Source organism: Curtobacterium uvaldense (assembly GCF_028307415.1).
Classification (GTDB): Bacteria; Actinomycetota; Actinomycetes; order Actinomycetales; family Microbacteriaceae; genus Curtobacterium.
Genome location: NZ_JAQMHU010000049.1, coordinates 1 through 11259, shown reverse-complemented (window position 1 = coordinate 11259; position 11259 = coordinate 1). Strand labels below are relative to the sequence as shown.

10 protein-coding genes are annotated in these 11259 nt (G+C 74.4%); 8 read left to right on the top strand and 2 right to left on the bottom strand.

Annotated elements, in window-relative coordinates; genetic code table 11:
• Nucleotides 1–186: 186 nt before the first annotated feature.
• Nucleotides 187–711, bottom strand: a complete 525-nt coding sequence (locus tag PIJ49_RS16510; protein WP_209682175.1) for a MarR family winged helix-turn-helix transcriptional regulator — start codon at nt 709–711, stop codon at nt 187–189.
• 85 nt (nt 712–796) lie between these two features.
• On the opposite strand from PIJ49_RS16510, the gene PIJ49_RS16505 reads away from it, so the two are divergent.
• Nucleotides 797–2002 (top strand): FAD-dependent monooxygenase, encoded by a 1206-nt coding sequence (locus tag PIJ49_RS16505; RefSeq protein WP_209682177.1) that lies wholly within the window; start codon nt 797–799, stop codon nt 2000–2002.
• Nucleotides 2003–2063: 61 nt separating this feature from the next.
• Here the strand turns inward: PIJ49_RS16505 and PIJ49_RS16500 are convergent, their stop codons facing one another.
• Nucleotides 2064–3185, bottom strand: coding sequence for an NAD(P)-binding domain-containing protein (locus PIJ49_RS16500; protein ID WP_271827104.1), 1122 nt, complete (start codon nt 3183–3185; stop codon nt 2064–2066).
• Between the two features lie 200 nt (nt 3186–3385).
• On the opposite strand from PIJ49_RS16500, the gene PIJ49_RS16495 reads away from it, so the two are divergent.
• The 7 genes from PIJ49_RS16495 to PIJ49_RS16465 all read left to right on the top strand — a co-directional run bounded on the left by PIJ49_RS16495 (nt 3386) and on the right by PIJ49_RS16465 (nt 10715).
• Nucleotides 3386–4885, top strand: a complete 1500-nt coding sequence (locus tag PIJ49_RS16495; protein WP_271827101.1) for a pyridoxal phosphate-dependent decarboxylase family protein — start codon at nt 3386–3388, stop codon at nt 4883–4885.
• 146 nt (nt 4886–5031) lie between these two features.
• Nucleotides 5032–6447 (top strand): lysine N(6)-hydroxylase/L-ornithine N(5)-oxygenase family protein, encoded by a 1416-nt coding sequence (locus tag PIJ49_RS16490; RefSeq protein WP_271827103.1) that lies wholly within the window; start codon nt 5032–5034, stop codon nt 6445–6447.
• On the top strand, nt 6444–8780 hold the full coding sequence (locus PIJ49_RS16485; protein WP_271827100.1) for a GNAT family N-acetyltransferase: 2337 nt from the start codon (nt 6444–6446) through the stop codon (nt 8778–8780). Before PIJ49_RS16490 ends, PIJ49_RS16485 begins: the two co-directional genes overlap by 4 nt.
• Nucleotides 8781–8864: 84 nt before the next feature.
• Complete coding sequence (locus tag PIJ49_RS16480) at nt 8865–9272, top strand: RidA family protein (protein ID WP_066654877.1); 408 nt, start codon at nt 8865–8867, stop codon at nt 9270–9272.
• A gap of 5 nt (nt 9273–9277) precedes the next feature.
• A complete protein-coding gene (locus tag PIJ49_RS16475) occupies nt 9278–9727 on the top strand; it encodes a fluoride efflux transporter FluC (protein ID WP_209682185.1) in 450 nt (149 codons plus the stop codon).
• Entirely contained in the window at nt 9724–10113 is a 390-nt protein-coding gene (gene crcB, locus PIJ49_RS16470; RefSeq protein ID WP_209682187.1) for a fluoride efflux transporter CrcB, read from the top strand. The genes PIJ49_RS16475 and crcB overlap by 4 nt, the downstream gene beginning before the upstream one ends.
• On the top strand, nt 10110–10715 hold the full coding sequence (locus tag PIJ49_RS16465) for a histidine phosphatase family protein (protein ID WP_271827099.1): 606 nt from the start codon (nt 10110–10112) through the stop codon (nt 10713–10715). The genes crcB and PIJ49_RS16465 overlap by 4 nt, the downstream gene beginning before the upstream one ends.
• Nucleotides 10716–11259 lie beyond the last annotated feature (544 nt).

Here is an 11259-nt window from a genome sequence, read left to right as displayed (position 1 = left end):
GCCCCATCGTATAGCGGCCTAGTACGTCGCCCTCTCACGGCGGTAACGCGGGTTCGAATCCCGCTGGGGTCACCACACCCGAGAACCCCTCCGAGCTCCGGCCCGGAGGGGTTCTCGTCGTTCGCGGCGAGGCGGTGCTCTCGGGGATGCGGAGCCCGTTGCTCCCGGCGAGGCGCCGCCCGTCGATCAGTGGGCGGTCGCGGTGGTCGAACCACCGCTCCGACGCGCCGCGAGGCGCGTGTTCGCCGCGGTCGCCGCCGTCGTCATCCGCGCGAGGAACCGCAGTGCGGCCCGGAGCTCGGTGGGGTCGCTCTCGCGGAGGGCGCCCGCGATCTCGCGCCCGGCGAGCGCGAGGAACGCCTCGTTCGCAGCCCGCGCCGCGGCGGTCGCGCGCAGGGTCACCCGCCGGCGGTCCGTGCTCTCGCGGTGGCGGGTCACGTGACCTGCCGTCTCGAGCCGGTCGACGAGCACCGAGGTCGCACCCGACGTCATGCCGATCTGCCGGGCGAGCTGCGCGGGGGAGAGCGGCTCGCCCGCCTGCTCGGCCCACAGCACCTGACCGAGGGCGTTCGCATCCGTCGTCGACATCCCCATCCACACGCCGAGGTGCCGGTCGAGCTCCTCGAACGCCACGGCCCAGTCCCGGAGGTGGTGCATGACGGCGACCTCGTCGTCCTGCCAGTCCGTCGTGAGCGGGTCGATGTCGGGCATCCAGGTTCCTCCACAGTCAAGTCGCTTCACTGTAAAGCACGAGCGGTCGGTCCCAGCCGACCGCGCAGCACACGAGGAGCAGGACATGTCCGCACCACACGCAGTGATCTCGGGAGCGAGCATCGCAGGTCTGTCCGCCGCCTGGTGGCTCCGGCACACCGGTTGGGACGTCACCGTCGTCGAACGCGCTCCGGCCTTCCGTGACGGCGGGCAGAACGTCGACGTCCGCGGCGTCGCGAAGCAGGTGCTCGAGCGGATGGGGCTGACGGATGCGGTCCGTGCCGCGAACACCACCGAGACCGGGACCGTCCTGGTCGACACCGAGGGACGGGTGACCGCGACCCTGCCCGAGGGGCCGGACGGCGCGACCGCCGAGCTCGAGGTGCTCCGGGGCGACCTGGCCCGCACGGTCCGCGACGCGCTGCCCGACGAGGTGCCCTTCGTCTTCGGTGAGCGGATCACCGACGTCGACGACACCGCGCCCGGACACGTCGCCGTCACGACGACCTCAGGTCGGACGCTCCGGGCGGACCTGCTCGTGGTCGCCGAGGGTGTCCGGTCGACCACCCGGGCGCTGGTGTTCGACCACCCGGGCGACGTCGCCGAGCGGGACCTGGGCGTCACGATGGCGTTCGGGACGATCCCTCGGACGGACTCCGACGACCGACGGTGGCGCTGGTACAATGCCGTCGGTGGACGCCAGGTGCACCTGCGCCCCGACCCGTACGACACGACCCGCGCGATCCTGGCCTGGGCCGGCGACGACGACGGGGTGACCGGCGCCGAGCGCACGGGGGTGCAGGCGGGGCTCGAGGAACGGTTCGCCGACGCCGGGTGGCAGTCGCGCCGTGTGCTCGACGGCTTCGCGACGTCGGACGACGTCTACGTCGACCGGCTCACCCAGGTGCGGATGCCCGTCTGGCGGCGGGGCCGCGTGGCCCTCGTCGGCGACGCAGCGTGGTGCGTCACGCCCATGGGCGGAGGAGGCGCGTCGCTCGCCCTCACGAGCGGGTACGTGCTCGCCGCATCGGTCACGGGTCGCTCCTCGGACCGTGCGGACCTCGACCGTGCGCTCGCGGCGTTCGACGACTGGATGCGACCGCTCGTGGACGACGTGCAGGGCATCCCGCGCGGGATCGTCCGGTTCGCCTACCCCCGGACTCGGCTCGGGCTCGCGCTCCGCCACGTCGCCGACAGGGTGCTGCTCGAGGGGCCGCTGCAGGGCCTCGCCGCGAAGGCCACCCGCGTCGCCGAGACCGACCGCGAGCTCCCACCGGTCCCGGTGGCCTGAGGCTGCTCGGCGGCACCGTTCGGCGAGACGCTGATCGGGTCCGGGGTCCGGGGTCCGGCGGTCAGCGCTCGACGTCAGCACTCGGCGGTCGACCGTCCCCGCGGGTGCCCTCGTGGGTGTCGAGCCAGCGGTCCAGGTCGCGGGCGGCGGCCCGGCCCGCGCGGTTCGCCCCGACGGTCGACTGCGACGGGCCGTACCCGACGAGGTGCACGCGCGGCTCGTCGGTCACCTGCGTACCGGCGACCGAGACGCCGCCGAGCGGGCCGCGCAGGTGCATCGGCGCCAGGTGGTCGAGGTCCGCGCGGTACCCGGTCGCCCAGAGCAGGACGTCCACCGAGGTGTCGGTGCCGTCGGCCTCCACGACGCCGTGCGGTCGGACCCGCGTGAACATCGGCCGCCGCTCGAGCACACCGCGCCGAGCGGCTTCACGCAGCGCGCCGGTCCAGATCAGTCCGGTGTACGACACGATGCTCGCCGGCGGTCGACCGGCCCGGACGTCGGCGGCCACGCGTCGTTCCACGTCGACGCCGTCGACCTCGTGGACGAAGCCGCCCGGCAGGAACACCGGTTCGCGCCGGGTGTACCAGACGGTCGAGGTGACGAGGCTGATCTCCCCGAGCAGCTGCACCGCGGAGATCCCGCCGCCGACGACGGCCACGCGCCTGCCGCGGAAGTGCTCGGCGTCGACGAAGTCGCGACTGTGCAGCTGCTCGCCGAGGAAGGACGCGGCACCCGGCACGTCCGGGACCACCGGGGTGTCCCACGTGCCGGTGGCGTTCACCACGGCGCGCACCAGCCACGAGCCGTGGTCCGTGTCGAGACGGAGTGCCCCGTCGGGGCGGTCGTCGACCGGGGTCACCGACCGCACGCGGACGGGCCGCAGCACCGGGAGGGCCTCGCGCGCCTCGTGGTCGGCGAAGTAGCGGGGGACCGCGGTGCGGGCCTCCTCCGCAGGGTCGACGGGTGGGAGCGGCGTGCCGGGCAGGTCGTGGATGCCGTTCACCGTGGCCATCCGCAGCGACGCCCACCGGTGCTGCCACGCGCCTCCTGGCCGCTGGTTCGCGTCGAGCACGACGACGGTCCTGCCGGCCGGCCCGCCGCGGTCCCCGGCGCCGGACACGGCGCGGAACCCGCGTCGGCGCAGGTGGTGCGCGACCGACAGCCCGGCCTGCCCCGCGCCGATGACGGCGACGGTCGCGACGGCGTCGACGGTCGCGACTGCGTCGGCGGTCGCGTCCGCGTCGGCGTCGGCGGCGGACGGAGGGCAGGTCACCCGGTGAGCGTACCGGGGCAGGCCGGGGCGAGCCGAGCGCGACAGAACGACCGGTCTTCCCCCGGGTGTGGCTTCCGTTCCGCGGAGGAGTGAGGTTAGCCTTACCTAACGTGAACAGCTCCACGCCATTGCTCGAACTCCTCACGTCCGACCGCTCCGACCGGTACCGCAGGGTCGTCCGGGGCGCGGTCGACCGGACCGCCGACCGACTCGCGGCCGTCACCGCGCCGACCACCGACACGCCCGCCGCCGTCCTCCGGCAGCGTGTCGCGGCGGTCGACCTCGACCGACCGCTCGGGTCGGCGGAGGCCGCCGTCGCCGAGGTCGACGACCTCTTCACCGCGGAGGCCGTCTGGTTCCACGACCCCGGGTACCTCGCGCACCTCAACTGTCCGGTGGCGGTGCCCGCGGTCGCTGCCGAGGCGGTCCTCGCGGCGGTCAACCCGTCGGTCGACACCTGGGACCAGTCGCGGATCGGCACCGAGATCGAACGTCGAACGGTCCGGTGGGTCACGGACGCGATCGGCTTCCCGACGGGGGACGGGGTCTTCACCTCGGGTGGGACCCAGTCGAACCTGCACGCCCTGCTCCTGGCGCGCCAGGCCGCGACCGCACCGCTCCGCGCTGGAGACCGTGCGCACCGCTCGCCGGCACTCGACGACCTCGTCGTGTTCGCCACCGCGTCGAGCCACTTCAGCGTCCGGAAGTCCGCGATGCTGCTCGGCCTGCCGGAACGTGCCGTGGTCGACGTCGCCGCCGACGCAGCGGGCCGGATGCGACCGGACGCCCTCGCCCACGCGATCGCCGACGCCCGGCGCGAGAGCCGGACGCCCGCGGCCGTCGTCGCGACCGCGGGCACGACCGACCGCGGCTGCATCGACCCGCTCGAGGCGATCGCCGACGTCTGCGACCTCGAGGACGTCTGGTTGCACGTCGACGCCGCGTACGGCTGTGGTCTGCTCGTGTCCCCGACCCGCCGACACCTGCTCGCCGGCATCGGACGAGCGCGGAGCGTCACCGCGGACTTCCACAAGTCGTTCTTCCAGCCGGTGTCGTCGAGCGCGCTGCTCGTGCGGGACCCGGAGGACCTCCGCCGGACCTCGTGGCACGCGGACTACCTCAACCCCGAGGACGCCGACGAGCCGAACCAGGTCGACAAGTCCCTGCAGACCACCCGGCGGTTCGACGCGCTCAAGCTCTGGGCGACCCTCCGGGCGAGCGGCGCCGAGGCGATCGGACGGGCCTTCGACGCGGTGCTCGACGTCACGGAGCGGGTGCACGAGCACGTCGCGGCACACCCGGACCTGGTGCTCGTCGCGCCGACGCAGCTGAGCACGGTGCTCTTCCGCTGGCAGCCGGACGGGGTGTCGGACGCCGAGGCCGACGCACTCGTCGCGCCGCTGCGCGCGGCCCTGCTCGCCGAGGGTCGGGTGCTCGTCGCGAAGACCGTGATCGACGGCCGTCCGTGCAGCAAGCTCACCCTGCTCAACCCCACCACGAGCACGACGCAGGTCGTCGCGGCGCTCGACCACGTGGTCGACACCGCGGCGCGCCTGCACGCCAGCGGCGTCCCCAGCACGGCCGGCACGACGACGGGAGCGACCCGGTGACCACCAGCACCAGCACCAGCACCACCAGCACCAGCGCCACCAGCACCAGCGCCACCAGCACCAGGACCAGCGACACCGGCACCAGGACCAGCGACACCGGCACCAGGACCAGCGACACCGGCGACGGTGCCGGCCGCGTCCTCGACCTGGTCGGGATCGGGATCGGCCCGTTCAACCTCGGGCTCGCCTGCCTGACCGACCCGATCGACGACCTCGACGCCGTGTTCCTCGACCAGGCCGACGGCTTCGCCTGGCACCACGGCATGATGCTCGACGACGCCACCATCCAGGTCCCGTTCCTGGCCGACCTCGTGACCATGGCGGACCCGACGTCGCCGTTCTCGTTCCTCGCCTGGCTCAAGGAGACCGGGCGGCTCTACCCCTTCTTCATCCGCGAGGACTTCCACCCCCTGCGCGTGGAGTACGACGCCTACTGCCGCTGGGCCGCCGAACGGCTCGACACGCTGCGCTGGGGCCGTCGGGTCGTCGCCGTCGAGCACGACGAGGACACCGACCTGTTCACCGTGCACGCCGAGACCCCGAGCGGGTCCGAGCGGTACGTCGCCCGGCACGTCGTGCTCGGGATCGGCACGGAACCCGCGGTGCCCGAGGCGCTCCGCGACCTCGACGGACCGGTCGTGCACTCCGCGGGGTACCTGCCGGCGCGTGACGCGCTCCGGAGCGCCGACTCGATCGCCGTGGTCGGGAGCGGGCAGTCCGCGGCCGAGGTCTACCGCGACCTGCTCGAGGGCATCCGCGACGGCGGTTACCGCCTCGACTGGATCACCCGATCGCCCCGGTTCTTCCCGATGGAGGACACCAAGCTCACGCTCGAGATGACGAGCCCGGAGTACACCGACCACTTCCACGCCCTGCCCGGCGAGGTGCGAGACCGGCTCGGTCGCGAGCAGCGGGGGCTGTACAAGGGCATCAGCGCCGACCTGGTGGACGAGGTCTACGACACGCTCTACCGGATCAGCGCCCGCGGGCCGGTCCCGACGACGCTCCGGACCGACACCAGCGTCGTCGCGGCTGCGTGGCTGCCCGAGCGGGACCGCTTCCGACTGACCCTCCGACACGGGCAGCTCGGCACCGAGGCGGTGCACGAGGTCGCCCGGCTCGTCCTCGCGACCGGGTACCGACCGCGGGACCCGGACTTCCTCGCCCCGGTCGAGCACCTCGTCCGCCGCGACGACCGCGGTCGGTTCGCCGTCGCACGCGACCTGCACGTCGACACCCTCGGCGGACGGATCTGGGTGCAGAACGCCGAGGAGCACACGCACGGTCTGACCGCCCCCGACCTCGGGATGGGGGCGTGGCGGAACGCCTCGATCATCCGCTCCGTCACGGGGCGGTCCGTGTACGGCCTGGAGGAGCGGATCGCCTTCCAGGAGTTCGGCCTGCCCGGTGGACGGCCGGTTCCGGTCCGCACGGCCGGCACCGGCCCGGACGCTGCGGCCGATACCGGCCCGGCCGCCACGACCGGTCCCGTCGCCGACGCCCCGGCGAGGGCCGCAGCCGCGGCAGCCCGCCGGACCGCGACCGCCGGGGCCGCGTCGTGAGCGCCCCGGCGACCGTCGCCGCACGGGCGGAGGCGACCACGGGCCTCCCGTCCGTCCACCCGGTGGTCCCGGACCGCGACGCCGCCGTCGTGCAGGCGTGGCTCGCCGCGCCGGCGTCGTCGTGGTGGGCGATGACCGACCACGACACCGACGCGGTCCGCACGTACCTCCGTTCGGTGCAGGAGGACCCGGCGCAGGCGGGGTGGGTGCTCCGGTGGGAGGGTGAGCCCGTCGCGTACGCGGAGACCTACGACCCGGCGGTCGTGCTGCTCACCGACGTGTGGGACGCGGAACCGGGCGACGTCGGCATGCACCTGCTCGTCGCTCCGCCGCCCGACGAGGGACGTGTCCACGGGCTGACACGTGCCGTGATGCGAGCGGTGGTCGAGCACTGCCGCGACGCCCTCGGCGCGCAGCGGGTCGTCGTCGAGCCGGACGTGCGCAACACGGCGGTGCAGCGGAAGAACGCCGAGGTCGGGTTCCGTGTCCTGCGCGAGGTCGACGTCGACGGCAAGCGCGCGCTGCTGTCGGTCCTGGACATCGGCCGGATCGGCACGCCCGACGACGACGGACCCGCCGCGCACCTGCGGCCGGAGCACCTCGAGCCGGCCGAGCGGCACCTCGTCGCCAAGGCGATCGCGGAGTTCACGCACGAACGGTTGGTCGCCCCACGGCCCGACGGTGCGGGCTGGGTGCTCGACGCCGGGGACTCGACCTACCGCTTCCGCGCGCGGGTGCACACGCTCGAGCACTGGGTCGTCGACGAGGCCTCGCTCACCCGCAGCCGCGCGGGCGTCCCGGCGCCGCTCGATGCACAGGACCTCGTGCTCGCGCTGCACGAGCAGCTCGGGATCCCCGACGCCCTCCTCGGGACGTACCTGGAGGAGATCGCCTCGACGCTCGCCAGCGCCGCGGCGAAGCACCGGCGCGGCGGCCCCTCCGCCGCGCAGCTCGCCCGCGGCCGGTCGGACGGCGACGTGGTCGCGGGGTTCCAGGACGCCGAGGCCGCGATGACCGAGGGGCACCCGGCGTTCGTCGCCGCGAACGGGCGGATCGGGTTCGGGCTCGACGAGTACCGCGCGTTCGCCCCCGAGTCCGGCGGGCGCTTCCGGTACCGGTGGCTCGCAGCCCGTCGTGAGCACACGCACCTGGCGCTCACCGCGGACCGGTCCGAGCACCAGCACTGGGACGCCGAGCTCGACGCGTCGACGGTCGCGCGCTTCCACGAGGTGCTCGACCGACGCGGGCTCGACCCCGCGGAGTACACGTGGTTCCCGGTGCACCCCTGGCAGTGGCAGCACCGGATCGCGGTGACGTTCGCCCCGGACCTCGGGCGGCAGGACCTCGTCGACCTCGGCGAGGGGCCGGACGACCACCAGCCGCAGCAGTCGATCCGCACCGCGTTCAACCGTTCCCGGCCGGAGCGGTCCTACGTCAAGACGGCGCTCGCCGTGCAGAACATGGGCTTCCTGCGGGGGATGTCACCGGCGTACATGCGGACCGCGCCCGCGGTGAACGACTGGGTGGCCGACCTCGTGGGGTCCGATCCGGTCCTGGCCGACGCCGGCTTCGGGGTGCTGCGCGAGCACGCGGCGATCGGGTACACCGGGGACGTCTGGCACCGGATCGGGGCCGTGTCCGCGCAGCAGGGTGCACCGCAGCGGAAGATGCTCGCGGCGCTCTGGCGGGAGAGCCCGGTGCCGCGCCTGCAGCCGGGGGAGCGGCCGATCACCATGGCGGCGCTGCTCCACCGGGACGCGAGGGGTCGGTCGGTGGCTGCTGCGCTCGTCGCGGAGTCGGGGTTCGACGCCGCGTCGTGGGTCGAGCGGTACCTCGACGCGTACCTCCGCCCCGTCGTGCACTGCCTGACCGAGCACCAGCTGCTGTTCATGCCGCACGGCGAGAACCTCGTGCTCGTGCTGCGCGACGGTGCGGTGTCCCGCGTGTTCATGAAGGACATCGGGGAGGAGGTCGTGGTCGTCGGCGACGTCCCGGTGCCCGCCGGGATCGAGCGGATCGTGCACCCCGTGGACGACGACGAGGCGGCGCTCGGCGTCTTCACCGACGTGTTCGACGGGGTGCTCCGGTACCTCGCGGCGATCCTCGACGAGGACGGCGTCCTGCCGGGCCGCGTCTTCTGGCGGCTCGTCGGCTCCTGCGTGGACGACGCCGCGGCGGGACGGGCGCGGCCGATCGACCTCCGCGTGCCGGACTTCGAGCACTCGTGCCTGAACCGGCTGCAGCTGCGGAACACCCTGCAGATGGTCGACCTGTCGGCGCAGACCGACTCGCTCATCCGGGCGGGTCGCACGGCGAACCCCGTCGCACGCTGAGGGTCCGCTCACACGGGCGGCTCCGGGCCGGCCCCGCGGGCGGCGGGCACGCTCCCGCGGGTCCGGTCGTGGCAGGCTGGCAGGGTGACCAGCGCCGTGCAGCTCATCCGCTCCGACCGACTCAGCTCCGTGGCGGAGTACGCGTACGCCGCCACCGCGCCTGCCGGTGCCCGACTGGTGTTCCTCGCCGGGGCCTGCCCGCTCGACGAGCAGGGTCGCACCGTCGCCGTGGGGGACCACCGTGCCCAGGCCGCTCGGTGCATGGCCAACCTCGAGACGGCGCTCGCCGCGGCCGGCGCCGGACTCGGCGACCTCCTGCACACCCGCGTGCTCGTGGCGTCGTCCGACCGGGCCGACCTCGTCGCCGCATGGGAGGTCGTCCGGGCCGCGATGGGGGACCACGACGTGCCCAGCACGCTGACGGGCGTGACCGTCCTCGGCTACGACGACCAGCTCGTCGAGGTCGAGGGCGTGGCCGCCCTGGTGGACTGACGTCCGTGGACACCCGCACGACCGACCGGCCCCCGCACCGTCGCTGGCGGTACCTCGGACTCGTCGCGCTCGGCGGTGCGATCGGCACCGGGGTGCGGGCTGCGCTCGCCGCAGCGTTCCCCGCGGTGGACGGCATCAGCTGGACGATCCTCGGCATCAACGTCGTCGGAGCGTTCTGCCTCGGGGTGCTCCTGGAGGCACTCGCGCACGCGGGTCCGGACCTCGGCCGACGTCGGGCGCTCCGCCTGTTCGTCGGCACGGGCGTCCTCGGTGGTTTCACGACCTACTCGACTCTCGCCGACGACACCGCCCGGCTGCTCGACGTCGGGCGGTGGGGCGCCGGCACCGGGTACGCGCTGCTGTCGGTGGTGCTCGGGCTGGCCGCCGCGGCAGCGGGAGCGTGGGTCGCCGGCGCCCGGCGCTCCCGGGGCGCTCGGAGCGGGGGTGCCCGGTGACCCTGCTCGGACTCCTGCTGGTCTCCCTCGGCGGCGGGGTCGGCGCGGCGCTGCGCTGCTGGCTCGACGGCACCGTCAAGGCCCGGGTGGACGGCACCGCGCTCGGACGCTTCCCGCTCGGCACGCTCGTCATCAACGTCACGGGATCGCTCGTGCTCGGGCTCGTCACCGGGCTCGGGGAGACCGGCGCCCTCGGCCCCTCGGTGGTCGCCGTGCTCGGGACGGGCATGATGGGCGGGTACACGACGTTCTCGACGGCGAGCGTCGAGACCGTGCAGCTCCTCCGATCCGGCAAGACCCGGACCGCCGTCCTGAACGGCCTCGGGATGCTCGTCGTCTCGGTCGGCGCAGCCGCGCTCGGCCTGCTCATCGGAAGGAACACATGACCTCGGAACGCCCCGGCGAACTCGTCCTCGTCCGCCACGGAGAGACGGAGTGGTCGAAGAGCGGTCAGCACACCGGCCGCACCGACATCCCGCTCACCGACGAGGGCATCGAGCAGGCGAGGCGCGCCGGCCGGTACCTCGCCGACCGCACCTTCGCGCTCGCGCTCTCGAGCCCGCTGCAGCGCGCGCGGGACACCGCTGCGCTCGTCGGCGTCGACCCCGAGCTCGACGAGGACCTGTACGAGTGGGACTACGGCGCGTACGAGGGCCTGACCACCCCGCAGATCAAGGTCAAGCGGCACGGCCCGTGGGACCTCTGGACCGACGGGGTCCCTGCCGGCGACACCCCGGGGGAGAACGCCGCCGAGGTCCGGGTCCGCGTCGAGCGGGTCCTGAACCGCGTCCGTCCGGTCCTCGCCGAGGGCGACGACGCGATCGTGGTCGCGCACGGACACGTGCTCCGCGCGCTCGGTGCCGCCTGGATCCGCCTCGCGCCGCAGGACGGAGCCGTGCTCAAGCTCGGCACCGCCACCGTGAGCTCGCTCGGCTACGAGCACGGCCGCCCCGTCATCGACTCCTGGAACGTCGCCCCGCGCGACTGACGCGCGCCCGCTTGCGCGTCCTGCGCCCGCACGACCCGGGGCACGTCGCGCCACGTGTTCCCGCGGCGCGACGTGCTCGCGGCTGTGCGCGTGACAGGCGACCCGGTTGCGGTCGGGAGGCGTGGTGCGGGCTGACCACGCGCCTCCCGTCCGGCGCGCGCTCGCTGGTGCGTCCTGCTCCCGCACGACCCGGGGCACGTCGCGCCACGTGTTCCCGCGGCGCGACGTGCTGGCGGCTGTGCGCGTGACAGGCGACCCGGTGGCGGTCGGGAGGCGTGGTGCGGGCTGCCCACGCGCCTCCCGTCCGGCGCGAGCTCGCTGGCGCGTCCTGCTCCCGCACGACCCGGGGCACGTCGCGCCACGTGTTCTCGCGGCGCGGCGTGCTGGCGGCTGTGCGCGTGACAGGCGACCCGGTTGCGGTCGGGAGGCGCGGTGCGGGCTGACCACGCGCCTCCCGTCCGGCGCGCGCTCGCTGGCGCGTCCTGCTCCCGCACGACCCGGGGCACGTCGCGCCACGTGTTCTCGCGGCGCGGCGTGCTGGCGG

Coding starts and splice junctions, on each gene's coding strand:
- PIJ49_RS16465 (WP_271827099.1), top strand. CDS start 10,110: ATGACCTCGGAACGCCCCGGCGAACTCGTCCTCGTCCGCCACGGAGAG.
- PIJ49_RS16510 (WP_209682175.1), bottom strand. CDS start 711: ATGCCCGACATCGACCCGCTCACGACGGACTGGCAGGACGACGAGGTC.
- PIJ49_RS16505 (WP_209682177.1), top strand. CDS start 797: ATGTCCGCACCACACGCAGTGATCTCGGGAGCGAGCATCGCAGGTCTG.